We start from the raw sequence: 24,371 nt of genomic DNA, 5'->3' as shown, positions 1-24,371 counted from the left end.
CCCCGCCTGTTTTTCCGAGTATCAAAGACAGGTCCCTACCATGTTGAACCTTTACAACACCCTGACCCGACAGAAGGAAGTCTTCCAACCGATCGAACCTGGCAAGGCGCGCATGTACGTGTGCGGGATGACGGTTTACGACTACTGTCACCTCGGGCACGCGCGGGTGATGGTGGTGTTCGACATGGTCGCCCGCTGGCTGCGCGCGTCCGGCCTCGAGCTGACCTATGTGCGCAACATCACCGACATCGACGACAAGATCATCAAGCGCGCCGCCGAGAACGGCGAGACCATCGGCGAGCTGACCGCCCGTTTCATCGCCGCGATGAACGAGGATAGCGACGCGCTGGGCGTGATCCGTCCCGACTTCGAGCCGCGTGCGACCGAATACGTGCCGGGCATGATCGCGATGATCGAGCGCCTGATCGCCAACGGCAAGGCCTACCCGGCGGCCAACGGCGACGTCTACTACGCGGTGCGCGAATTCGCCGGCTACGGCAAGCTCTCCGGCAAGAGTCTGGACGACATGCGCGCGGGCGAGCGGGTCGACGTCGACCCGAACAAGCGTGACCCGATGGACTTCGTGCTGTGGAAGGCCGCCAAGCCGGGCGAGCCGTCGTGGGACAGCCCGTGGGGGCAGGGGCGTCCGGGCTGGCATATCGAGTGCTCGGTGATGAGCGAGAAGCTGTTGGGCGAGCACTTCGACATCCACGGCGGCGGCGCCGACCTGCAGTTCCCGCACCACGAGAACGAGATCGCGCAGTCCGAGGGCGCGCACAACCACGCCTTCGTCAACTACTGGCTGCACAACGGCTTTATCCGCGTCGACAACGAGAAGATGTCGAAGAGCCTGGGCAACTTCTTCACCATCCGCGAGGTGCTACAGAAGTACGACGCCGAAGTGGTGCGCTTCTTCATCCTGCGCGCGCACTACCGCAGCCCGCTCAACTACTCGGATGCGCATCTGGACGACGCCAAAGGCGCGCTGACCCGCCTCTACACGGCGCTGAACACCACCGCTGCGGCGGCGGTCGAGGTCGACTGGGCCGGCAACGATGCCGCGCGCCGCTTCAAGGCCGCGATGGACGACGACTTCAATACGGTCGAGGCGATGGCGGTGCTGTTCGAGTTGGCCGGCGAGGCGAACAAGGGCTCGGCCGAGGCGGCGGGCCTCTTGAAGGCATTGGGCGGCGTGTTGGGCCTGCTGCAACGCGAGCCGGACGTCTTCCTCAAGGGCGGCAACGTCGAGGGCGAAGTGCCGGCGGCGGAAGTCGAGGCGCTGATCGAGGCCAGGCGCGCGGCGCGCGCGGCCAAGGACTGGGCCGAGTCCGACCGCATCCGCGACCTGCTGGCAAGCCAGGGCGTGCAACTGGAAGACAAGGGCGGCATCACCAGCTGGCGGCGCGCGTAAGCCTTGCCCGTCCACGGCTTGCCATGGACGGGTAAAGCGCCGATAATGCCGAATTCTCCCAAGCAGTGCAGGCAAAACCCCTGCACCCGTACCCAAGGAAATAGCGATGAAACCGGAAATCCACCCGAACTACCACGACGTGGCTGTGACCTGCTCCTGCGGCAACCAGTTCACCACCAAGTCCACCATGGCCAAAGACACCTTCGGCGTTGAAGTGTGCTCCGAATGCCACCCGTTCTACACCGGCAAGCAGAAGATCGTCGACACCGCCGGTCGCGTGGATCGTTTCAACCAGAAATTCTCTGGTTTCTACAAGCGCTAAGCTTAGCGTTTGTACCGATCAAGGCAGCCTCAGGGCTGCCTTTTTTGTGGCCGGCCGTCGCGCGGCGACGCGCCGCTTTCTGATAAGCTTCGGTCTTTGGCCGAATTCCTGACGGTACGGCGCGCTGATGCTGACCTACTCCCCGAATCCCGACAATACCGCGCCCGCGCCGTCCGAGCGGCCGTGGCTGCTGCTCCTGTTGACCTTCGTCTGGCTGTGGCCGGGCATTATCGGCCATGACCCGTGGCGGCCGGACGAGCCGTGGGTGACCGCGGCCGTGCAGGAGATGCTCGCGCGCGGCCAGTGGCTGGTGCCGACCATCGCCGGCGAGCCGCTGCTGCGCGACGCGCCGCTCTACTACTGGATCGCCGCCGCCTTCGCGCGGCTGTTCTCGCCCTGGCTGTTGCCGCTGCACGACGCCGCGCGGCTGGCGACGCCCTTCTGCATGGCACTGGGGCTGACGCTGGCCGGCGGGGCCGGCCGCGAACTGGTCGGCCGCCGCCACGGGCGCTCGGTCGTGCTGGTGCTGGTCGGCTGCTTCGGCCTGATCGTCACCGGCCACGAGATGAACCCGGCAGTCGCCGTGTTTGCCGGCCTGTGCGGCGCCTTCTACGGCTTCGCGCTCGCGCTGCGTGCGCCGGCACTCGGCGGCGCCGTGCTGGGCGCGGCCAGTGTGTGGCTGTTGCTGTCGGGCAGCCTGTTCGAGGTGTTCCTGGTGTGGCTGATCGCGCTGATGCTGCTAGCGTTCTCGGCGTGGCGCACGCGCCGCCACCTGATCACGCTGGCAATGGCGCTGCTGGTCGCCGTGCCGCTGGGGGCGATCTGGCCGGTCGAATTCATGCAGGCCGAGCCGGCGGCGTTCGCGCGCTGGTGGAGCGAGTTCGCGCTTGGCCCATTTAACGGCTTTCACCGGGTGGCGTTCTTCCATGAGGCGGGTTACTACCCGAAGACCGTGCTGTGGTACGCGTTCCCGGCGTGGCCGCTGGCGGTGTGGTCGTTGTGGCGCTCGCGGACCCGGCTCGAACTGCCGAGGTTCCAGTTGCCGGCGCTCGCCTTTGCCGTGATGCTGGTCGTGCTCACCCTCTCTGACCGGCAGTCGACCGAGTCGGCGATGCCGCTGTTGTTGCCGCTGGCCCTGCTGGCGGCCATCGAACTCGATTCCTTGCGCCGTGGTGCGGCGGCCTTCCTCAACTGGTTCGGCGTGATGACCTTCGGCTTCTTCGGCCTCCTGGTCTGGGCGGGCTGGCTCGCGATGAACTACGGCTGGCCGGAACGCTTGGCTGGGCGGGCGCGCTACTTCAGCCCTTACTACACGCCCGAGGTGTCGTGGTGGGCGGCCTTGTTCGCCCTGCTGGCGACCCTGGGCTGGGTGTGGGCGGTGACGCGCCGACACTTGCGCGGCCGTCAGGCGGTCACCAACTGGGCGGCCGGCATCACGCTGTTCTGGTGGCTGGGGATGACGCTGTGGCTGCCCTGGCTGGACGCGGCCAAGAGTTACCGCCCGGTTGTCGAGCGGATGGCCGCCGCCTTGCCGGCCGGACACGGCTGCGTTGCCGTCGCCGAGCAGGCGTGGTCGGCCCGCCTTGCCTGGCCGTACTTTGGCGCACCGGCGCTGACACCGTACGCCGAGGGGCAGGCGGTTCCGTGCGAACTCGAGCTGGTCGTGCGGCACCGGGACGAGGGGGTTGCCGAGCCGGGCTGGCAGGTGTTGTGGAGCGGTAGCCGCCCGCGCGACAAGGATGAAAACTACGCGTTGCTCGAGCGTCTGCCCTGAGCGGTTGGCGCGGGCTTGTCGCTTTGTTTATTCTTTAAAGGTATTTTGTTTCCGGATTTTATTCCGATTAAGATTGTGTTGTCGGCAAGACAGCCCATCTGACAAGGAGACAACCATGCGCATCGCCAATTCGGTCACCGAACTGATCGGTAACACCCCGCTGGTCAAACTCAACCGCGTGACCGAGGGTTGCGTGGCCGAGGTCGCGGTCAAGCTCGAGTTCTTCAACCCTGCGCATTCGGTGAAGGACCGCATCGCGGTCGCGATGATCGACGCGGGCGAACGTGCCGGCAAGATCGGCCCGGATACCGTGATCGTCGAGCCGACCTCGGGCAACACCGGCATCGGCCTCGCGATGGTGTGCGCGGCGCGCGGCTACCGGCTGGTGATCACCATGCCGGAGACGATGAGCCGCGAGCGGCGCATGCTGCTCAAGGCCTATGGCGCGGAACTGGTGCTGACGCCGGGACCCGAGGGGATGGGTGGGGCGATCGCCAAGGCGCGCGAACTGGTCGAGGCGAACCCGGATACCCATTTCATGCCGCAGCAGTTCGAGAACCCGGCCAACCCGGCGATCCACCGCGCGACGACCGCCGAGGAAGTGTGGCGCGATACCGACGGCCAGGTCGACATCTTCGTCGCCGGGGTCGGTACCGGCGGCACCATCACCGGGGTGGGGGGCTTCCTGAAGGAGAAGAAGCCCGGCGTGCAGGTGGTCGCGGTCGAACCTGACGCCTCGCCTGTGCTCTCCGGCGGCGCCAAAGGGCCGCACCCGATCCAGGGCATCGGCGCGGGCTTCGTGCCGCCCATCCTCGACACCGGCGTGTACGACGAGATCGTCCGCGTGAAGAACGACGACGCGTTCGCGACCGCGCGCGCGCTGGCCGCGCAGGAGGGCTTGCTGGTCGGCATCTCCTCGGGGGCCGCGGTGTGGTCCGCGCTCGAACTTGCGCGCCGGCCCGAGAACGCCGGCAAGCTGATCGTCGCGGTGGTGCCGTCGTTCGGCGAGCGTTACCTGTCGACGCCGCTCTACCAGGATCTGGCATGACATCGTGCCAACTTGATTAAAAGGGCTAGAATGAGGGGCATGAAACGACATCTGATATTCCTGCTCCTTGCATTTGTGCTGACCGGCTGCGCCCAGTTGGGCCTCAAGCCGGTCAAGCCGGCGCCGGTGGTGCCGGCCAAGCCCGCGCAGCCGGCGCCCTTGCCGGCGGACCCAAGCGAGCGCCTGCTGTTCGAGGCGAACCGTCTGGCCGAAGAGGTCAGGGATGCCCGGCTGACCCGTACCCAGGCTGCCGACCAGCTGGGTCGCGCGCGTCTGGCGTGGGTCGGGCGCAATCCGGTCGACGACGAGACCTTCCGCCTCTACCGGCAGATCTCGGTCGAGCGGGATACCGGCCAGATCGGCCAGGCCGAGGCGCAGCGCCGGATGGATGAAGCGCTCAAACGCTGGCAGCGGCGCTGGGTGCAGCTGCCGCTGTCGGCACGCCCGGCCAATCCTGCGTTCACCAATTTCCTGATGAAAGTCTACGGACTGCCTCCCCTGCAATGAAAAAACGCGAGAAGAGCGCCGCTTGCCCGTGCGGTAGCGGCTTGCTTCTGTCTGTCTGCTGCGCGCCCAGGCTTGCCGGCGAGCGAGCGGCCGAAACTGCCGAGGCGCTGATGCGCTCGCGCTACACCGCCTACGCGATCGGTGACGAAGCCTACCTGCTCGCCAGCTGGCACCCGTCGACCCGGCCAGACTCACTCGATCTTGCGGCTGACCCGGTCAAGTGGGTGGGGCTGTCCATCGAGTCGTGCACCGACGGGCAGGCAGCTGACAGCACCGGGCGGGTGCGCTTTGTCGCTCGTTACAAGGCAGGCGGCCGCGCGGGGCGCCTCGCTGAAGACAGCAGCTTCGTGCGCGAGGATGGCCGCTGGTATTACGTCGACGGCGAGGTCGCTTAAGGTCGCGCGCGACACCCATCCGCCTTTTGTGCATCAAACCCCTTGGAAAAGCCGGCGGGCGTCGCCAAATGAACGCTTGCCCGTCGCGTGATATACTGCGAACCTTTTGCGGCCGGGTTCGACGGCCGAGGCCGTTTCGGCTGGTAGCCCGTGGGTGCTTCCGGCCTGTCGCGGTCCGGTGCGCGCTCCCCCGTTCACTCCAACCTGTACCTACAAAGTTCAAGGATTCAACATGCAAGTTCAGCTGGAAACGTTGAGCAACCTCGAGCGTCGCCTCAGCATTGCCGTCCCGATGGCAGAAATCGACGCCAAGGCCGCCGAGCGCCTGAAGCGGGTCGCCCGCACCGCCAAGATCCAGGGTTTCCGCCCGGGCAAGGCGCCGCTCAAGATCGTCGAGGCCAACTACGGCCCGCAGATCCGTGAAGAAATCATCGGGGATACCGTCCAGCAGAGCTTCTACCGTGCCGCCGCCGAGCAGAAACTGCGCGTCGCGGGCTACCCGCGTTTCGAGCCGGCAACCGGCGAGGAAGACAAGGAAAACTTCCGCTTCGCGGCCGTGTTCGAAGTGTTCCCGGAAGTGGCTGTCGGTGACCTGTCCGCCGCCGAAGTCGAGAAACCGGTGACCCCGGTGACCGACGCGGAAATCGAGAAGACCATCGATATCCTGCGCAAGCAGCGCACCCGCTTCAACTACGTCGAGCGCGCCGCCCAAGCGGGTGATCGCGTGATCATCGACTTCAAGGGCACCATCGACGGCGAGCCGTTCGCCGGCGGTTCGTCCGAGAACTTCCCGTTCGTGCTGGGCCAGGGCCAGATGCTGGCCGACTTCGAGACCGGCGTGACCGGCCTGAAGGAAGGCGAGGGCAAGTCGGTCGAAGTGGCTTTCCCGGCTGACTACCACGGCCAGGAAGTGGCCGGCAAGACGGCCGTGTTCGAGATCACCCTGAAGAACGTTTCCGAGCCGCTGGTGCCGGAAGTGGACGCAGAGTTCGCCAAGGCGCTGGGCGTGGCCGACGGTGACGTCGAGAAGATGCGCGCCGAAGTGAAGAAGAACGTCGAGCGCGAAGTCAAGCGTCGCCTGGCTGCCCGCACCAAGGAAAACGTGATGCAGGCGCTGATCGACAGCACCAAGATCGAACTGCCGAAGGCGCTGGTCGAGATGGAGATCGGCCGCCTGATGGACCAGGCCCGCCGTGACCTGGAACAGCGCGGCATGAAGGTCAAGGACCTGCCGTTCCCGCCGGAAATGTTCACTGCACAGGCGGAACGCCGCGTCGCGCTGGGCCTGATCCTGTCGGCCGTGGTCGAGGCGAACAAGCTGGAAGCCAAGCCCGAGCAGGTCAAGGCGCTGATCGGCGAATTCGCCGAGAGCTACGAGCAGCCGGAAGACGTCGAGAAGTGGTACTACGAGAGCGCTGACCGCCTCGAGGGTCCGACCTCGATGGTCCTCGAAGACAACGTCGTCGAGTTTGTGCTGTCGCAGGCAAAAGTGGTAGAAAAGGATGTCGCGTTCGACGCCCTGATGGGTAGCAACGCCTGATATTGATGACCGGAGTGGCCGAACTATGTCGATGATGGATCCCAAGGCCCTGGGCCTGGTGCCGATGGTGGTGGAACAGAGCGGGCGCGGCGAACGCGCCTACGATATTTACTCGCGTCTCCTCAAGGAACGCATCGTGTTCCTGGTGGGGCCCGTCACCGACGAGTCGGCCAATCTGGTCGTCGCGCAGCTGTTGTTCCTCGAGTCGGAAAACCCCGACAAGGACATCTATTTCTACATCAATTCGCCGGGTGGTTCGATCACGGCGGGCATGTCGATCTACGACACGATGAACTTCATCAAGCCCGACGTTTCCACCCTGTGTATCGGCCAGGCGGCCAGCATGGGCGCGTTCCTGCTGTCCGCAGGCGCCAAGGACAAGCGCTTTGCGCTGACCAACAGCCGGGTCATGATCCACCAGCCGCTGATCGGCGGCCTGTCTGGCCAGGCGACCGATATCGAGATCCATGCGCGCGAGCTCTTGAAGATCAAGGCGCGCATGAACGAACTGATGGCCTTGCATACCGGCAAGACCATCGAGCAGGTCGAGCGCGACACCGAGCGCGACAATTTCATGTCGGCAGACGAGGCGCAAGCCTACGGACTGATCGACAAGGTGCTGTCCTCCCGCCGGGACGTGACGGCCTAAGCTGACGGATTGATGCATGTCTGAAAAAAAGAGTGGCGACAAACTCCTCTACTGTTCCTTCTGCGGCAAGAGCCAGCATGAAGTGCAGCGGCTGATCGCCGGCCCCCAGGTCTATATCTGCAACGAGTGCGTCAAGCTGTGCGACGACATCATCCTCGAGGAGATGGACAAGGCCGTGCCGGCCGCCATCGAGGGCGAGGCCTCGCGCAAGCTGCCGACGCCACAGGCGATCCGCGACGCGCTTGACCAGCACGTGATCGGGCAGGAGACCGCGAAGAAGTCGCTGGCGGTGGCGGTGTACAACCACTACAAGCGGCTCTATACACCGTCTGCCGCGCAGGACGAGGTCGAGCTCTCCAAGAGCAACATCCTGCTGATCGGGCCGACCGGCTCGGGCAAGACCCTGCTCGCGCAGACGCTGGCGCGCCTTCTGGACGTGCCCTTCGTGATCGCCGACGCGACAACGCTGACCGAGGCCGGCTACGTCGGCGAGGACGTCGAGCACATCATCCAGAAGCTGCTGCAAAAGTGCGACTACGACGTCGAGAAGGCGCAGCGCGGCATCGTCTACCTCGACGAGATCGACAAGATCTCCCGCAAGTCGGAAAACCCGTCGATCACGCGCGACGTGTCCGGCGAGGGCGTGCAGCAGGCGCTGCTCAAGCTGATCGAGGGCACCGTCGCGTCCATCCCGCCGCAGGGCGGGCGCAAGCACCCGAACCAGGAGTTCATCCAGGTCGACACGACCAACATCCTGTTCATCTGCGGTGGCGCCTTCGACGGGCTGGAGAAGATCATCCGCCGCCGCTCCGAGAAGGGCGGCATCGGCTTCGGCGCCGAAGTCTCGTCCAAGGACGAAGGCAAGAGCGTGTCGACGCTGTTCAAGGAAGTCGAGCCGGAAGACCTGATCAAGTTTGGCCTGATCCCCGAACTGATCGGCCGCCTGCCGGTGGTCGCGACGCTGGAAGAGCTCGACGAGGAGGCGCTGGTCTCCATCCTGACCCAACCGAAGAACGCGCTGGTCAAGCAGTACCAGAAGCTCTTTTCGATGGAAGACGTCGAACTCGAGCTCAAGCCTTCCGCCTTGCGCCTGATCGCCAAGCAGGCGATGATCCGCAAGACGGGTGCGCGCGGCCTGCGTTCCATCCTCGAGCGTGCCTTGCTCGACACCATGTACGAACTGCCGTCGATGCAGGACGTGCAGAAGGTGGTCGTCGACGAGAAGGTGATCGACAAGGGGGACAAGCCGGTGTTCGTCTACCGTGAAAACGCGGACGAACGCTCCGCCTGACGGTGATGCCCCCGTCCGGAAACCGCCCCTCGGGGCGGTTTTTTGTTCGTTGGGGGTCGCTTGAAATGCGTCGGCGCTTCCCCATCTGAAAGCTTATTGAAATCCATTTCGGAAATGGTCATACATCATGTCGCAGAGCACCGAACACATTGAAGCGACCACCTTGCCGCTGCTGCCGCTGCGCGATGTCGTCGTCTTCCCCCACATGGTCATTCCGCTGTTCGTCGGGCGGGCCAAGTCGATCCGTGCGCTGGAAATGGCGATGGACGAGGGCAAGGAAATCCTGCTGGTCGCCCAGCGTTCGGCGTCCAAGGACGAGCCGTCCGCCGAGGACCTGTACCAGATCGGCACCGTCGCGCAGGTGCTGCAGATGCTGAAACTGCCCGACGGAACCGTGAAGGTGCTGGTCGAGGGGCGTCACCGCGCTTACGTGCGCGACATCAGCGAGGAAGCCGACTGCTTTGTCGCGACCGTGCTGCCGGTCGGCGCCGAGCCTGCCGAGACCACCGAGAGCGAGGCGATGCGCCGCGCGCTGCTCGGCCAGTTCGAGCAGTACGTCAAGCTCAACAAGAAGATCCCGCCCGAGGTGATGGCGTCGCTCTCCGGCATCGAGGCGTCCGGCCGGCTGGCCGACACCATCGTCGCCCACCTGCCGCTGCGTCTGGAGCAGAAGCAGGAAGTGCTCGAGCTGATCGACGTGCAGCCGAGGCTCGAACACCTGCTCTCGCAGCTCGAGGGCGAGATCGACATCCTGCAGGTCGAGAAGCGCATCCGCGGCCGCGTCAAGCGGCAGATGGAGAAGAGCCAGCGCGAGTACTACCTGAACGAGCAGGTCAAGGCGATCCAGAAGGAACTGGGCGAGTCGGACGAGACCAACGAGCAGGAAGAGCTGCAGAAGCGGATCAAGGCCTCCGGCATGAGCAAGGAGGCGCGCGAGAAGGCGAACGCCGAGCTCAAGAAGCTGGCGATGATGTCGCCGATGTCGGCCGAGGCGACCGTGGTGCGCAGCTATATCGAGACGCTGCTCGAGTTGCCGTGGAAGAGGAAGTCCAAGGTGCTCAAGGACATCGACCAGGCCGAAGAGGTGCTCGACGAGGACCACTACGGGCTGGAGAAGGTCAAGGAGCGCATCCTCGAGTATCTGTCCGTGCAACAGCGCGTCGACCGCCTGAAGGCGCCCATCTTGTGCCTGGTCGGCCCGCCGGGGGTCGGCAAGACCTCGCTCGGCCAATCGATCGCCCGCGCCACCGGACGCAAGTTCGTGCGCATGGCGCTGGGCGGCGTGCGTGACGAAGCCGAGATCCGCGGCCACCGCCGTACCTATATCGGCTCGATGCCGGGCAAGGTGCTGCAGAACATGAGCAAGGTCGGCGTGAGGAACCCGCTGTTCCTGCTCGACGAGGTCGACAAGCTGGGTGCCGACATGCGCGGCGACCCGTCGGCCGCGCTGCTCGAGGTGCTCGACCCCGAGCAGAACCACGCCTTCATCGACCACTACGCCGAGGTCGAATACGACCTGTCGGACGTGATGTTCGTCGCGACCGCCAACTCGCTGAACATCCCGCCGGCGTTGCTCGACCGCATGGAGATCATCCGCCTGTCCGGCTACACCGAGGACGAAAAGGTGCACATCGCGCTGAAGTACCTGGTGCCCAAGCAGATGAAGAACAACGGCGTGGGCGAGGACGAGGCGGTGATCCAGGAGTCGGCGATCCGCGACATCGTCCGCTACTACACGCGCGAGGCCGGCGTGCGCAGCCTCGACCGCGAGATCGCCAAGATCTGCCGCAAGGTGGTGATGGGGCACTCCAAGCGCCAGGGCAAGGGCGGCAAGGTCACCGTCAGCGCGAAGACGCTCGACAAGTACCTGGGCGTGCGCCGCTTCGACTACGGCGTCGCCGAGACCGAGAACCGGCTGGGGCAGGTGACCGGGCTCGCGTGGACCGAGGTCGGCGGCGAATTGCTGACCATCGAGGCGGTCGCGCTGCCGGGCAAGGGCAACATCATCCGTACCGGCCAGCTGGGCGAGGTGATGCAGGAGTCGATCACCGCGGCCTTGAGCGTGGTCAGGAGCCGCGCCGCGTCGCTCGGCATCCGTCCGGATTTCTACGAAAAACGCGACATGCACATTCATGTTCCGGAAGGGGCGACCCCGAAGGACGGGCCGTCGGCGGGCATCGCGATGACCACCGCGATCGTGTCGGTGCTCACCGGCATTCCGGTGCGTGCGGACGTGGCGATGACCGGCGAGATCACGCTGCGCGGTGAGGTGTTGCCGATTGGCGGCCTTAAGGAGAAGCTGCTGGCGGCGCAGCGCGGCGGCATCAAGCGCGTGCTGATCCCGCACGGCAACGTCAAGGATCTCGTTGAAATTCCAGCGAATATCAAGAACAAGCTGGAGATCCACCCGGTCAAGTGGATAGACCAGGTGTTGTCTTTGGCGCTGCAGTCGCAACCGCAGCCGTTGTCAGAGGATGAAAGCTCTGCCAATATCACCCAACCGGCAGAGGGCGCGCAGGCGTCGTCGGTCGTCAAGCACTGAGGGGGGCGGCCCACGGGCCGCGCCTGCTAAAAAAGGGGGGCCCCGGCTGTCTTGCAGCCGGCTCCGGCAAGGCTGGAAGCCGCTTGACACAAGGATTTCAGCCTTGTTATAACACTCGCGGTTTCAAATTCCGCACAATCTAGACTCTGACCGACAGAATGAAGAAAGGGGACTTACGTGAACAAGTCTGAACTGATCGACGCGATCGCTGCCAACGCCGACATTTCCAAGGCTGCTGCCGGCAAGGCGCTGGACGGCATGATCGCCGCCGTGACCGAGACCCTGAAAAACGGCGGCGACGTCACGCTGGTGGGCTTCGGCACCTTCTACGTCGGCGAGCGCGCCGAGCGTACCGGCCGTAACCCGAAGACCGGCGAGTCGATCACCATCCCCGCTGCCCGTGCGCCCAAGTTCCGCGCCGGCAAGGCGCTGAAGGACGCGCTGTAAGTCGCTCCGGTGCCGGCTTGCCGGCACCGTCGCAGGTGAGCATTTACCTGCCCATCTCGGAGCGGTAGTTCAGTTGGTCAGAATACCGGCCTGTCACGCCGGGGGTCGCGGGTTCGAGCCCCGTCCGCTCCGCCAGAATGCAAGGTGAACGGGCCTCCGTTCACCTTTTTCTTTTCGCGCAAGCCCATAAAAATGTTCGATTTCGTCCACAACAACAAGTTCGCCATCAAGATCATCCTCGGTGCCGTCGCGCTGACCTTTGTCGGTTTCGGCGTAGGCAGCTACTCCACTGTGACCGACGACCCCTACCTTGCCAAGGTCGGCGAGCGCAAGGTCGTCAAGGCCGATCTGGACCGCGTGCTTGAGGGGCAGAACGCCAACGCGGCGACCCGCCAGGCGGCGCTCGAGTCGCTGATCCGCCAGAACCTGGTGCTGGCCGACGCCGAGGCGGCTGACCTCGCGGTGGGCGGCGCCGAACTGCGCCGCGTGATCGCGTCCATCCCGGCGTTCCAGCAGGACGGCAAGTTCAGCCCGGAGCGCTACAAGGAATTCCTGGCCAACCGCTACATGAGCCCCGAAGGGTTCGAGGCGCAGGTGCGCCAGGACGTGATGCTGCAAAGCCAGCTGTTGCCGTACACCGGCAGCCACTTCGTCGCCAAGACGGTCGCCCAGCGCATGGCGGCGCTGCTTGGCGAAACCCGCGACGTGCAGGCGCTGGTGATCCGCCCGCAGGCCTTCCTTGCCGAGGTCAAGGTCAGCGACGCGGCGATCAAGGCCTTCTACGAGGCGAACAAGGCACGCTTCCGTACGCCGGAACAGGTCAAGCTCGACTACATCGTCCTCTCGCAGCAGGCGATGGCCGGCAAGCAGAAGGTCGACGAGGCGGCCGTGCGCAAGTACTACGAGGCGCACAAGGCCGAACTCGGCGGCGAGGAGCGCCGTGTCGCGCATATCCTGCTGACGGTCGACTCGGCCGCCGGTGCCGACGCGAAAGCCAAGGTGAAGGCGCAAGCCGAAGCCCTGCTCAAGGAAATCCAGGCCAACCCGGCGCGTTTCGCCGAGCTTGCCAAGGCGCGCTCGCAGGACCCGGGCTCCGCAGCCAACGGCGGCGACCTCGGCTACTTCGGCCGCGGCGCGATGGTCAAACCCTTCGAGGACGCCGCGTTCGCGCTGGACAAGGGGCAGATCAGCACGCTGGTTGAAACCCAGTTTGGCTACCACATCCTCAAGCTGGAGGACGTGAAGGCGCCGTCGTTCGACGCGCTGAGGCCACAGATCGAGGCGCAACTGGCACGCCAGCAGTCGACCGCCGCGTTCCGCGCCGAGGCGGACAAGCTGGGCGAACTTGCGTACCAGCAAGGCGGCTCGCTCGAGCCGGCGAGCAAGGCTTTGGGCCTTACCATCGAGCAGTCCGGCTGGGTGTCGCGCGAGGCGCCGGGGCAGGGCGTGTTGGCCAACCCGAAGTTGCTGGAGGCCGCGTTCAGCGACGACGTACTCAAGGGCAAGCACAACAGCGAGCCTGTCGACGTCGGCGACAACACGCTGGTGGTGGTGCGCGTGAACGCGCACAAGCCGGCCGCGGCGCAGCCGCTGTCCGAGGTGAGCGACGCGATCCGTGCCGAACTTGCGCAGAAGGAAGCGGTCAAGCTGGCCCGTGCCAAGGGCGAGGCCCTGCTCGCCGAGCTTAAGGCCGGCAAGGGCGACGTCGCCGCGGCGTGGGGGCAGATGGTGCCGGTGTCGCGCAAGTCGCCGCAGGGCCTGCCGATGGCCGACGTGCGCGCGATCTTCGCCGCGCCGGCCAAGACGCTGCCGGCTTACGCCGGCCTCGAGCGCGAGGGCGGCGACTACGTGCTCTATCGCGTCGACAAGGTCGAGCCGGCCGCGGCTGCGAGCCCGCAGGAAGTCGCGCAGCTCTCGGCGGTGGTCAGCGAGCTGTCTTCCAACGCGCTGGTCTCCGGCTACCTGCAGGGGCTGCGCCAGAAGTATCCGGTGATGCTCAGCCAGCAGCCGACCGAGTAATCGGCATGCGCGGCGCGCCGTCAGGGGTGTCGCGCGGACATGAAAAAAGCGGCGCCGTCAGGCGCCGCTTTGTGCTGGGGCTGGCCGATCAGGCGAAGTTCGCCGCGACGAAGTCCCAGTTCACCAGCTTCCAGAAGCCCTCGAGGTAGTTCGGGCGGCTGTTGCGGTAGTCGATGTAGTAGGCGTGCTCCCATACGTCGCAAGTGAGCAGCGCCTTCTTGTCGGTGGTCAGCGGGGTGGCCGCGTTGCTGGTCGACATCAGGTCGAGCGAACCGTCGGCATTCTTCACCAGCCAAGCCCAGCCGGAGCCGAAGGTGCCGGCAGCGACCGCGTTGAACGCCTTCTTGAACTCGTCGAACGAGCCCCACTTGGCGTTGATCGCGTCGGCGAGCGCGCCTTCCGGTGCACCCTTGCCGTTCGGGGTCAGGCCGAACCAGTAGAAGGTGTGGTTCCACACCTGCGCCGCGTTGTTGAAGACGCCGCCGGAAGACTTCTTGACGATCTCTTCGAGCGAGGCGTTCTCGAACTCGGTACCCTTGATCAGGTTGTTCAGGTTGGTGATGTAGGTCTGGTGGTGCTTGCCGTAGTGGTACTCGAGCGTTTCCTTGGAGATGGTCGGCGCCAGCGCGTCGAGGGCGTACGGCAGTTCGGGCAGTTTGTGTTCCATGCGGGTCTCCTGGGGCAAAGGTTTTTGCATAATTCTGCTTGCCAGCCAAGTTTACTGGAATTGCCAGTGCGCGGCCAATGGTTGACCTTACAACTAGGGTAAACAATGCAACGTTTTGACGTGATCGTGATCGGAGCCGGCGCCGCCGGCATGATGTGCGCGGCGACCGCCGGCGCGCGGGGCCGGCGCGTGCTGCTGCTTGACCATGCGGTGAAACTCGCCGAGAAGATCCGCATCTCCGGCGGCGGGCGCTGCAACTTCACCAACAGCGGCGCGCGTGCCGACTGCTATCTGTCGGACAATCCGCACTTCTGCCGCTCCGCACTCAGCCAGTACACGCCGCAGGACTTTCTTGCGCTGATGGCACGCCACGGCGTCGCCTGGCACGAGAAGAAGCTCGGCCAGCTGTTTTGTGACGATTCGAGCGAGCAGGTGATCGCGCTACTGGACGCCGAGTGCCGCGCAGGCGGCGTCGATCGGCGCATGGGCGTCGAGGTAGGCGAGGTGGCGCGCGGCGAGGACGGGTTTTTCACGGTGGCGACCAGCGAGGGCAGCTTCGCGGCCGAGTCGCTGGTGGTCGCCACCGGCGGGCTGTCCATCCCGCAGATCGGCGCGACACCCTTCGGTTACCGGCTGGCCGAGCAGTTCGGTTTGCCGGTGACGCCGCTTGCGCCCGCGCTGGTGCCGCTGACCTTCCACACGGACGACGCCGAGCGCTTCGCGCCGCTGGCCGGTGTGTCGCTGGACGCCGAGGTGTCGTGCGGCAAGGCGAGTTTCCGCGAGAACCTGCTGTTCACCCACAAGGGCCTGTCGGGGCCTGCCATCTTGCAGATTTCCTCGTACTGGCAGCCGGGCGACGCGTTGACGGTCGATTTGCTGCCCGGCGTCGACGTGGAGGCCCTGCTCGAGGGCAACGCCGGCAGCGCGCAGCGCCTGGCCAACTTGCTGGGCGAGTACTGGCCCAAGCGTTTTGCCGACGCCTGGCTTGCCCAGCAGCAGATGGACTGGAAGGTGAGCGAAGTGACCGGCCGCCGCGTGCAGAAGTTTAGCGACGCCGTGCACCGCTGGCGGGTGCTGCCCAATGGCACGCAGGGCTACCGCAAGGCCGAGGTCACCCGCGGCGGGGTGTCGACCCGCGCGCTGTCGTCCAAGACCATGGCGGCACGCGAGGTGGCAGGGCTCTATTTCATCGGCGAGGTGGTCGACGTGACCGGGCACTTGGGCGGCTACAACTTCCAGTGGGCGTGGTCGAGCGGCTTTGTCGCCGGCAAAAACTGCTAGAATCGCGCTTTGCTCCCGCGCCCTGCCGGCGACAGCCGGCCCCCCGCCCAATGAACGAACACGAAGAATCCTACGCCGGCGACGTCGCCGCCGTGCGCACGCCGCCCAACTCGGTCGAAGCCGAACAGTCGGTGTTGGGCGGCCTGCTGCTCGACAACAGCGCGTTCGACAAGATCGCCGACGTGTTGTCCGAGGCCGACTTCTACCGGCACGACCACCGGATGATCTTCCGCCATATCTCGCAGCTGGTGGAACTGGCGCGCGCGGCCGACGTGGTGACCGTCTCCGAGCAGCTCGACAAGAACGGCGAGCTCGGTAACGTCGGCGGGCTGGCTTATCTTGCGCAGCTCGCGCAGAGCACGCCGTCGGCGGCCAACATCCGCCGCTACGCCGAGATCGTGCGCGAACGCTCGGTGATGCGTCAGTTGGCGCAGGTCGGCACCGAGATCGTCGAGTCGGCGTACAACCCGCAGGGGCGCGACGCGTCGCAACTGCTGGACGAGGCCGAGGGCAAGGTGTTCCAGATCGCCGAGTCGACCGCCAAGGGCAAGAAGGGCTTCCTCGAGATGCCGGGCCTGCTCAAGGAAGTCGTCGAGCGCATCGACATGCTGTACAGCCGTGACAACCCGGACGAGGTGACCGGCATCCCGACCGGCTTTACCGACCTGGACGCCAAGACGTCCGGCCTGCAGCCGGGCGACCTGGTGATCGTCGCCGGCCGTCCGTCCATGGGTAAGACCGCGTTCTCGATGAACATCGCCGAGCATGTGGCGGTCGAGACCCATCTGCCGGTCGCGGTGTTCTCGATGGAGATGGGCGGCACCCAGCTGGTGATGCGTATGCTCGGTTCGGTCGGCCGGCTCGACCAGCACGTGCTGCGCACCGGCAAGCTGGAGGACGAGGACTGGAGCAAGCTCACCTTCGCGATCGGCAAGCTGTCCGACGCGCCGATGTATATCGACGAGACGCCGGCGCTGACCGCGCTGGAAGTGCGCGCGCGCTCAAGGCGCCTCGCGCGCCAGCACGGCGGCAAGCTCGGCCTGATCGTGATCGACTACCTGCAGCTAATGTCGGGCTCGGGGCGCAGCGACAACCGTACCGCTGAACTTGGCGAGATCTCGCGCGGCATCAAGGGCCTCGCCCGTGAGCTGGAAGTGCCGATCATCGCGCTGTCGCAGCTCTCGCGCGCGGTCGAGCAGCGCCCGAACAAGCGGCCGATGATGTCGGACCTGCGCGAATCGGGCGCCATCGAGCAGGACGCGGACATCATCGTCTTCATGTACCGCGACGAGTACTACAACCCGGATTCGCCGGACAAGGGCCTGGCCGAGGCGATCATCGCCAAGCACCGTAACGGCCCGACCGGCACCGTCCGCCTGGCCTTCGTCGGCAAGTACGCCAAATTCGAGAACGCCGCCTTGCACGGCGCCAGCGGCTGGGCCGACAACGACGGCTGAACCGCACCACAAGGGGAAAACCATGTCTTTTTACCAGCACCATGTGTTCGTTTGCTGCAACCAGCGTGCGCCCGGCGAAGACTGCTGCAACAACCACGGCGCCAGCGAGTTGATGGGCTACATGAAGGACCGCGTGAAGGCGCTGGGGCTCGCCGGCGAGGGTCAGGTGCGCGTCAACAAGGCCGGCTGCCTCGGCCGCTGCGACGACGGCCCGCTGATGGTCGTCTACCCGCAGGAGACCTGGTACACCTTCATCGACCGCGAGGACATCGACGAGATCGTCGATAAGCACCTGGTCGGCGGCGAGGTGGTCAAGAGGCTGGCGCGCTGATGCTCAAGGCGCAGGACGCTCGCATGCTGGCGGGCCCGGTGGGTGATCTGGAAACGCTTGTCGTCGAGCCGAAAGGGGCGGTGACGGGGATTGCCGTGATCTGCCACCCGAACCCGCTGCAGGGCGGCACCAACGGCAACAAGGTGGTGCAGACCGCCGCGCGCGCGCTGTCGCAGCTGGGCTATGTGTGCTACCTGCCCAATTTGCGCGGGGTGGGGGAGAGCGGCGGCGTGCACGACCATGGCGTCGGCGAGGTCGACGACGTGCTCGCGGTCATCGGGCACGCGCGCGCCGCGCACGGCAACCTGCCGCTGGCGCTGGCCGGCTTCTCGTTTGGCGGTTTTGTCGCCGCGCGGGTGCGCGAGCGCTGTGAGGCCGAGCGGCTGCTGCTGATCGGCGTGGCGGTGGGCAAGTACGCGATCCCGACGCCGCCGGTGCCGGCCGACACGCTGGTGATCCACGGCGAAGAAGACGAGGTGATCCCGCTTACTGCCGTGTTCGACTGGGCGCGGCCGCAGTCGCTGCCGGTCCTGGTGCTGCCCGGCGCCGGCCACTTCTTCCATGGCCGCCTGGTGCAGCTGGCCGAGCAGATCCGCCGCCTCTGGTAGCCTGGGGCCAAAACACAACAAGGGCGCCCGCGGGCGCCCTTGATCTTTTGGAGACTCGCTTACTTGAACACCGGCTTGGGCGGCGTGCCCTCGGAGGTGGTCAGGATCTCGTAACCGGTGTCGGTGACAAGGATGGTGTGCTCCCACTGCGCGGACAGGCTGCGGTCCTTGGTGACCACCGTCCAGCCGTCGGCGAGCATGCGCAGGTGGCGCTTGCCCTGGTTGATCATCGGCTCGATGGTGAAGATCATGCCGGCCTGGATCTCGACGCCGGTGCCCGGGCGGCCGTAGTGCAGCACCTGCGGCTCCTCGTGGAACTTCTGGCCGATGCCGTGTCCGCAGAATTCGTGGACCACGCTGTAGCCGGCCTTCTCGGCATGCTGCTGGATCGCGTAGCCGATGTCGCCCAGGCGCGCGCCCGGCTTCACCTTCTCGATCCCCTTCCACATGCACTCGTAGGTGACGCGGCACAGGCGGCGGGCGTGCTCGCCGACTTCGCCGACGTAGTACATGCGGCTGCTGTCGCCGTGGTAGCCGTCCTTGATCACGGTGACGTCGATGTTGACGATCTCGCCATTTTTCAGCGGCTTGTCGTTCGGGATGCCGTGGCAGATCACCGGGCCGACCGAGGTGCACACCGACTTGGGGTAGGGCGTGCCGCCGTCCGGCGCGTAGTTCAGCGGTGCCGGGATGGTGCCTTGCACGTTGACCATGTACTCGTGGCACAGGCGGTCGATCTCTTCGGTGGTGACGCCCGGCTTGACGAAGGGGGTGATGTAGTCGAGCACTTCCGCCGCCAGTCGGCCGGCGACGCGCATTTTCTCGATGTCCTGCTCGTTCTTGATGACGATGCTCATGGCGGTTCGGTTCGGGAAGGTGGAACGCGCCATGTTAACAAAAAACGGGCGCCGAGGCGCCCGTCAACGAAAGGAAGAAGCGTTCAGGCCTTAGAAGTTCACGCGCAGGCCGGCGCCGAAGGCTTGCGGATCGACCCCAGCCGCAAGCTTGGCACCGCTCGTGCCCTGGCCGCTGGTGTAGATCGGGTTGACCGAGAAGTTGGCGTTCTGCGCGCTGCTGTTCTTGATCTTGGTCGCGTACGCAAAGACCTGGGTCTGTTTGGACAGGTCGTAGGTCGCGCCCAGTACCCACTGGCTTGCCTTGTAGTCGTCGGCGTTGACGACGCCGTCGAGCTTGCCGAGCTTGCCGTAGGACGCGCGCACCGACGCGGCGCCGAACTTCTGTACCACGGCGAGGTGCCAGTCGTTCTGCTTGGTATCGGCGGTGGTGACGTTGTCTACGCGCGCCCATTCGTAACCGGCGCCGATAGTGGTGCCGGTGGCGAAGGTGTAGGCGGCGGCCAGTTTGTAGTATTGGGTCTTGTCGATGCTCGGCGTATAAGTGGTTGGGGTCGTCGAGGATGCCTTGAACTTGTCGCCCGCGCGGTCGTAACCGGCGCCGACCTTCAGGCCGCCGTTACTGTACTGGCCGGCCAGCGACCAGCGGTCGTTGTTCTGGCGCTGCTCGCCGGTGGCGGGGGTCGACACGTAGCGGTCTTCGTCGAAGCCGTAGGAGAAGCCGGCGGTGAAGCCGGCCCAGTTCGGGCTGGTCCAGCTGAAGCTGTTCTTCAGGCGGGCGTCGCCGCGGCTGTAGGTCGACTTGTCGCCGTGGGTGTCGGCGGTGGTGTTGCTCATCACGTTGAGGCCGACGTCGGTCAGGCGCTTGTACGCGGAGTCGTAGTTGCCGAGCACGAAGGTGCCGGCAGCGGCGTCGGACAGGCCGACGAAGCTGTTGCGGGTCGCGAAGGTCGCCGATTCGCCCTTGTCGTTGACGCCGCCGTTTTCGAAGTTGCGCAGGCTCTGCTCAAGCTGCCACACCGCCTTCAGACCGCCGCCCAGGTCTTCGCTGCCCTTGAAGCCGATGCGCGAGTTCTCGTCGGTGACGCGGGTGGTGCGCTTGTAGTTGTCGGCAGGCTTGGCCGCGCCGTCGGCCTTGGCCGACTCGACGCCGGCGCTGATGAAGCCGTAGATGTTGACGTCTGCGTGCGCGGGCAGGGTGAAGATCGCGGCCAGCGCGGCCGCCAGGGTGTGCTTGTACATGCGTTGCTCCGTTGTGTTTGTGTGGCGCCGGTTTTTCCGGTCGGCGCCAGTATCCGCACCTGTCATTACAAAGGCATTGCCTGTGGGTGACGGTTTGGTTAACTGCAACACTGTTGGATCAACGCAAAAAACGGGCGCCGTAGCGCCCGTTCTGTCAGCCGGTGAAGGCTTAGAAGTTCACGCGCAGGCCGGCGCCGATGGCTTGCGGGTCGTTGCCTGCGCCATTGTCGAGCTGGTTGACTTGAAACTTCACGTTGGCCTTGGCCTTGTTGTCGATCTTGGTCGCGTAAGCGTAGGCCAGTACAGTCTTGGACAGGCTGTAGGTGCCGCCCAGTACCCACTGCGAGGCCTTGTAGTCGTCGGCGCTGGGGGCGCCGTCGAGCTTGCCGAGCGCGCTGTAGGACAGGCGGACCGAAGCCTTGCCAAAGTTCTGCTGGACGCCGACGGTCCAGTCATCCTGCTTCAGATCGCTACCGACTTTTGCGTCGCCGCGTGCCCACTCGTAGCCGGCGATCAGCAGGGTGTCAGCGATTTTGTACGAGGCGCTCAGCTTATAGAATTCGTTCTTCTTGAGATCTTTTACGGCTGCAAAGGTGGTGTCTGCAGCAGCGACATTTTTCTGCTGATCGTAGCCCAGGCCTACTTTCAGGCCTTCCAGCGTGTACTGGGCAGCGACGGACCAGCGGTTATTGTTGCCGTCAGCTTCGTCGGCTTTGTACGACGCGCTAGCGACCAGACCGTTCCAGTTTTGGCTGGTGTAGCTGATGCTGTTGGTGTAACGGTCTTCGCCGCGGCTGAAGATGTTCTTGGCGCCCTGGTTGCCGGCGCTGGTATTGACCATCAGGTCCTGGCCGGTGTCGGTCAGGCGCTTGTAAGCAGAGTCGAAGCGGCCGAGCACGATGGTGCCGAGGGTGGCGTCGGACAGGCCGACGAAGCTGTTGCGACCGGCCCAGACGTTGCCTGCCCCGTTATCGTAGTTGGACAGAGAGTTCTCTACCTGCCATACGGCCTTCAGGCCGTTGCCCAGGTCTTCGCTGCCCTTGAAGCCGATGCGCGAGTTGTCCGAATTGACGCGGGTGGTGCGCTTGTACTCCTTGGCTGCATCGCCGTTGCCGGTGGCCTTGGCAGACTCGACGCTGGCGGCCATGAAGCCGTAGATGGTCACTTCAGCCTGCGCGACGGCCGGCAGGGCGAACAGGGCAGCCAGGGCGACGGCCAGGGTTTTCTTTTGCATGTTTGCGTTGCTCCGTTGTTTCGGGTGGTCTTGGTCTTGTTTTCGACCGTCGCGCACTGTGACAAATGCATGACAGCCGTGTGCCAATTTAACAACGTGAGCGTCAAATGTGTTGCAAAATAACTAAAGTGGCGGTCAGGGAAAACCCTATTGTTGTTTTTATGCCAGAAACTTGTTCGGGTAGACCTCGTCGATCAGCGTGCGGCAGTCGACCACGCGCAGCTGGTTGTCGCGCGCAAAGTCGATCAGGTAGCTGAAGATGTCCGGGTGCGCCTTTTCCAGCTTCTTGTCGATGGCGACGCAGCGCACGCCTTCGAGCAGCATGGGGCGGACGAACTGGTGGTAGGCGAGCTTCTGGTTTTCGCCGAACGAGGACATCACGCCGGAGAGGCGCTCGGCCCAGTCGCTCGGACGGAAGGTGCGGCCTTCCTCGGTGATGCCCTGGATGACGATTTCGTAGGGGTTGCAGATCATGGTGACGGCGTTGGCCTTGCAGGTCGGGTGTCTCGGTTGTGGCGCCGGGCACGCCGCGAGCGGGTGCCCTTTTAGTTTTCCGTCATTCTATCCGAATTTCAGATGCGCTTGAACGGCGGCAGCGACGCGAGCAGCTTCTTGCCGTAGCGCTGGCGGGTGATCCGGTTATCCAGAATGGTCACCCGTCCCCAGTCGCGCTCGGTGCGGATCAGCCGGCCGACCGCCTGTATCAGCTTGATCGACGCCTCCGGCACCGTCACCTCGATGAAGGGGTTGCCGCCGCGTTTCTCGATCCAGCGCGCCAGTGTCTTGCCGACCGGGTCGTCCGGCATCGCGAACGGCAGCTTGGCGATGATCACGTGCACGCAGGCCTCACCCGGCAAGTCCAGCCCCTCGGAGAAGGAGTCGAGGCCGAAGATCACGCTGGGTTGCCCCTCGCCCAGGCGCCGGTAGTGCGTCTCCAGGAGCACGCTCTTGGGCAGCGCGCCCTGCACCAACAGGTGCTGCTTGAAATTGTCCGGCAGCGTCTCGGCGACCTCCTGCATCTGCTTGCGCGAGGAGAACAGCACCAGGGTGCCGACCGGTTCGGTCTCATCGACCAGCTTGGGCAGCCACTCGACGATCTCGCGGGTGTGCGCGCCCGGGTCTTTCGGGCTGGCGTTCAAGGGCGGCAGATAGAGTTCGCCCTGGGCCGGGAAGTCGAACGGCGAGTCGAGCGCGACGCAACTGACGCCGGGCAGCCACTTGAGGCCGGTCTGCGTCAGTAGCAGGTCGAATTCACCGAGCGAGCGCAGCGTCGCCGAGGTGAGCAGCGCCGCCGCGGCGCGCCGCCACAGCCCGTGCTCGAGGCTGGCCGCCGCGCTGACCGGCGACGCCGAGAACAGGTAGTCGCCCTTGCCGTCGAGCTTGCGGGTGATCCACTTGGCGATTGGCGGCGCCTTGTCGTCGGCCTCGCGCTCGAACAGGTCCCACACCGCGGTGAGCTGCTCGGCGCGGCCGACGATGAAGCCCAAGTCCGTCTGCGCCTTGTCGAGCAAGGGCGCGTCGGCAGGCTTGTCGCGGCGCGCCTCGGCCACCGCGTCGGCCATGCCGGCGATGTTCTTGTACAGCGAGCGCGCGCTGACCGCCATATTGGCGGTCGGCTGCTTCAGGTGCTCGGGCAGGCGGCCGTCGTCGATCAGCCAGGTCGGGTCGCCCCCCTCGACGGGCGAGAGTGCTTCCTCGCCGCCGAGCAGCCACAGCCATTCGGTCAGCGTCTCGGCGCAGGCGGCCGCCGCGTCGGCGGCGCCGGCGGTCAGCTCGGGCTTGTCGACCAGCGCTTCGACGCGGCTGGCGAGCTGCGGCAGCTTCTCCAGCCAGCTCATCGCCTGCGCGAGGCTGTGCTCGGCGGCGAACTGGTTGACCGCCTTCTTGGCCAGGTGGTGCGCCTCGTCGATGCAGTAGAAGCTGTCGTCGGGCGCGGGCAGGATCACGCCGCCGCCCATCGCCACGTCGGCGAGCAGCAGGTCGTGGTTGGCGACGACGACGTCGACCGTCTCCAGCACGTCGCGCGCGAGGTAGAACGGGCATTCGGCGCGGTTGGGGCAGGCGGTCTTCAGGCAGCCGTGACGGTCGTTGGTCACGCGCAGCCACAGGCTGTCGTCGACGATGGCCGGCCAGCTGTCGCGGTCGCCGTTCCAGCTGCGTGCGTAAAAGGCGTCGGCGAATTCGCGCAGGGTGTCGAGTTCGGCCTGTTCGGGCTTCTTGTCCCACAGCGCGAGCACCGGGTCCGGCGCGAGCAGTTCGCCCTGCGCGTGGCCGGCGGTCAGCCCGAACAGGCGGTACGGGCACAGGTAGCGCCCGCGACCCTTGGCCAGCGCGAAGGTCAGCGGCAGACCGCTCTTCTCGACGACGAAGGGCAGGTCACGGTCGACCAACTGCTCCTGTAGCGCGACGGTCGCGCTGGTGACCACCAGCTTCTTGCCGCGCATGGTCGCCATCACACCGCCGGCGATCAGGTAGGCGAGGCTCTTGCCGACGCCGGTCGGCCCTTCTACCACCACGATGCTCTCGCCCTCGCGTTCGGGCAGTTCGCCGTCGACCACCGGCAGGCTGCGCGAGAAGGTGTTGGCGATCTCGGCGAGCATCTGCCGCTGTGCGGCGCGTGGGCGGAAACCCGGCAGGTTGTCGGTGAGGGTCTTGTAGCGGTCGCGGATGGCGGCCTTTTCGGCGTCGGAAAGCATGGCGCGATTGTAGCCCAGCGTGTGCGATGTGCGGCTGCAAAATGACGCGCCGCCGG

At 65.5% G+C, this 24,371-nt stretch carries 22 protein-coding genes and 1 tRNA gene; 17 read left to right on the top strand and 6 right to left on the bottom strand.

Translation table 11 applies throughout. The annotated features are described in order from the left end of the window. Positions 1 to 40: 40 nt before the first annotated feature. The 13 genes from cysS (at position 41) to E5K04_RS06830 (ending at position 13,945) form a co-directional block, all read left to right on the top strand. Positions 41 to 1,411 (top strand): cysteine--tRNA ligase, encoded by a 1,371-nt coding sequence (cysS, locus tag E5K04_RS06890; RefSeq protein WP_136552325.1) that lies wholly within the window; start codon positions 41 to 43, stop codon positions 1,409 to 1,411. A gap of 106 nt (positions 1,412 to 1,517) precedes the next feature. Then, entirely contained in the window at positions 1,518 to 1,733 is a 216-nt protein-coding gene (rpmE, locus tag E5K04_RS06885; protein WP_136552322.1) for a 50S ribosomal protein L31, read from the top strand. A gap of 127 nt (positions 1,734 to 1,860) precedes the next feature. Next, on the top strand, positions 1,861 to 3,507 hold the full coding sequence (locus E5K04_RS06880) for an ArnT family glycosyltransferase (RefSeq protein WP_136552320.1): 1,647 nt from the start codon (positions 1,861 to 1,863) through the stop codon (positions 3,505 to 3,507). A 115-nt stretch (positions 3,508 to 3,622) separates the two neighbouring features. Beyond that, positions 3,623 to 4,555, top strand: coding sequence for a cysteine synthase A (cysK, locus tag E5K04_RS06875; protein WP_136552318.1), 933 nt, complete (start codon positions 3,623 to 3,625; stop codon positions 4,553 to 4,555). Positions 4,556 to 4,594: 39 nt separating this feature from the next. Beyond that, entirely contained in the window at positions 4,595 to 5,062 is a 468-nt protein-coding gene (locus tag E5K04_RS06870; RefSeq protein ID WP_136552316.1) for a lipoprotein, read from the top strand. Beyond that, positions 5,059 to 5,457 (top strand): YchJ family protein, encoded by a 399-nt coding sequence (locus E5K04_RS06865; RefSeq protein ID WP_136552314.1) that lies wholly within the window; start codon positions 5,059 to 5,061, stop codon positions 5,455 to 5,457. Before E5K04_RS06870 ends, E5K04_RS06865 begins: the two co-directional genes overlap by 4 nt. 232 nt (positions 5,458 to 5,689) lie before the next feature. After that, positions 5,690 to 6,997, top strand: coding sequence for a trigger factor (gene tig / locus E5K04_RS06860; RefSeq protein WP_136552311.1), 1,308 nt, complete (start codon positions 5,690 to 5,692; stop codon positions 6,995 to 6,997). 25 nt (positions 6,998 to 7,022) lie between these two features. After that, on the top strand, positions 7,023 to 7,646 hold the full coding sequence (clpP, locus tag E5K04_RS06855) for an ATP-dependent Clp endopeptidase proteolytic subunit ClpP (RefSeq protein WP_136552309.1): 624 nt from the start codon (positions 7,023 to 7,025) through the stop codon (positions 7,644 to 7,646). 16 nt (positions 7,647 to 7,662) lie between these two features. Next, the gene (gene clpX, locus E5K04_RS06850; protein WP_136552307.1) at positions 7,663 to 8,937 is read left to right on the top strand and encodes an ATP-dependent Clp protease ATP-binding subunit ClpX; all 1,275 of its coding nucleotides are present in this window, start codon (positions 7,663 to 7,665) and stop codon (positions 8,935 to 8,937) included. Between the two features lie 127 nt (positions 8,938 to 9,064). Then, positions 9,065 to 11,479, top strand: a complete 2,415-nt coding sequence (gene lon, locus E5K04_RS06845; RefSeq protein ID WP_136552305.1) for an endopeptidase La — start codon at positions 9,065 to 9,067, stop codon at positions 11,477 to 11,479. Between the two features lie 177 nt (positions 11,480 to 11,656). Then, entirely contained in the window at positions 11,657 to 11,926 is a 270-nt protein-coding gene (locus tag E5K04_RS06840; RefSeq protein WP_136552303.1) for an HU family DNA-binding protein, read from the top strand. 58 nt (positions 11,927 to 11,984) lie between these two features. Continuing rightward, a tRNA-Asp gene (locus tag E5K04_RS06835) sits at positions 11,985 to 12,061 on the top strand. Positions 12,062 to 12,118: 57 nt separating this feature from the next. After that, positions 12,119 to 13,945 (top strand): SurA N-terminal domain-containing protein, encoded by a 1,827-nt coding sequence (locus E5K04_RS06830; RefSeq protein WP_136552300.1) that lies wholly within the window; start codon positions 12,119 to 12,121, stop codon positions 13,943 to 13,945. A gap of 88 nt (positions 13,946 to 14,033) precedes the next feature. Here the strand turns inward: E5K04_RS06830 and sodB are convergent, their stop codons facing one another. After that, positions 14,034 to 14,612 (bottom strand): superoxide dismutase [Fe], encoded by a 579-nt coding sequence (gene sodB / locus E5K04_RS06825; protein ID WP_136552298.1) that lies wholly within the window; start codon positions 14,610 to 14,612, stop codon positions 14,034 to 14,036. Positions 14,613 to 14,717: 105 nt separating this feature from the next. Here sodB and E5K04_RS06820 point away from each other — a divergent pair, with 105 nt between their 5' ends. Genes E5K04_RS06820 through E5K04_RS06805 form a run of 4 tightly spaced genes read left to right on the top strand, consistent with a single transcriptional unit; the run spans position 14,718 to position 18,289 of the window. Further along, positions 14,718 to 15,893: a BaiN/RdsA family NAD(P)/FAD-dependent oxidoreductase gene (locus tag E5K04_RS06820; protein ID WP_136552296.1), complete on the top strand. Its 1,176-nt coding sequence runs from the start codon at positions 14,718 to 14,720 to the stop codon at positions 15,891 to 15,893. Between the two features lie 50 nt (positions 15,894 to 15,943). Then, the gene (gene dnaB / locus E5K04_RS06815) at positions 15,944 to 17,350 is read left to right on the top strand and encodes a replicative DNA helicase (RefSeq protein WP_136552294.1); all 1,407 of its coding nucleotides are present in this window, start codon (positions 15,944 to 15,946) and stop codon (positions 17,348 to 17,350) included. 22 nt (positions 17,351 to 17,372) lie between these two features. After that, the gene (locus E5K04_RS06810; RefSeq protein ID WP_136552291.1) at positions 17,373 to 17,681 is read left to right on the top strand and encodes a (2Fe-2S) ferredoxin domain-containing protein; all 309 of its coding nucleotides are present in this window, start codon (positions 17,373 to 17,375) and stop codon (positions 17,679 to 17,681) included. Beyond that, positions 17,681 to 18,289 (top strand): alpha/beta hydrolase, encoded by a 609-nt coding sequence (locus E5K04_RS06805; RefSeq protein ID WP_136552289.1) that lies wholly within the window; start codon positions 17,681 to 17,683, stop codon positions 18,287 to 18,289. Before E5K04_RS06810 ends, E5K04_RS06805 begins: the two co-directional genes overlap by 1 nt. Positions 18,290 to 18,348: 59 nt before the next feature. On the opposite strand, the gene map is transcribed toward E5K04_RS06805, so the two are convergent. The 5 genes from map to dinG form a co-directional block, all read right to left on the bottom strand. Further along, a complete protein-coding gene (map, locus tag E5K04_RS06800) occupies positions 18,349 to 19,146 on the bottom strand; it encodes a type I methionyl aminopeptidase (RefSeq protein ID WP_136552287.1) in 798 nt (265 codons plus the stop codon). 90 nt (positions 19,147 to 19,236) lie between these two features. After that, positions 19,237 to 20,385, bottom strand: coding sequence for a porin (locus tag E5K04_RS06795; protein WP_136552285.1), 1,149 nt, complete (start codon positions 20,383 to 20,385; stop codon positions 19,237 to 19,239). 169 nt (positions 20,386 to 20,554) lie between these two features. Then, entirely contained in the window at positions 20,555 to 21,619 is a 1,065-nt protein-coding gene (locus E5K04_RS06790) for a porin (protein WP_136552283.1), read from the bottom strand. A 159-nt stretch (positions 21,620 to 21,778) separates the two neighbouring features. Continuing rightward, a complete protein-coding gene (locus tag E5K04_RS06785) occupies positions 21,779 to 22,093 on the bottom strand; it encodes a DUF3579 domain-containing protein (protein ID WP_136552282.1) in 315 nt (104 codons plus the stop codon). 98 nt (positions 22,094 to 22,191) lie between these two features. Continuing rightward, on the bottom strand, positions 22,192 to 24,315 hold the full coding sequence (dinG, locus tag E5K04_RS06780; RefSeq protein ID WP_136552280.1) for an ATP-dependent DNA helicase DinG: 2,124 nt from the start codon (positions 24,313 to 24,315) through the stop codon (positions 22,192 to 22,194). Positions 24,316 to 24,371: the final 56 nt, after the last annotated feature.

This window comes from Crenobacter intestini (assembly GCF_004919095.1).
GTDB lineage: Bacteria > Pseudomonadota > Gammaproteobacteria > Burkholderiales > Chromobacteriaceae > Craterilacuibacter > Craterilacuibacter intestini.
The sequence above is the reverse complement of the archived record's forward strand: the minus strand, read 5'-3'. Positions and strand labels throughout refer to the sequence as shown.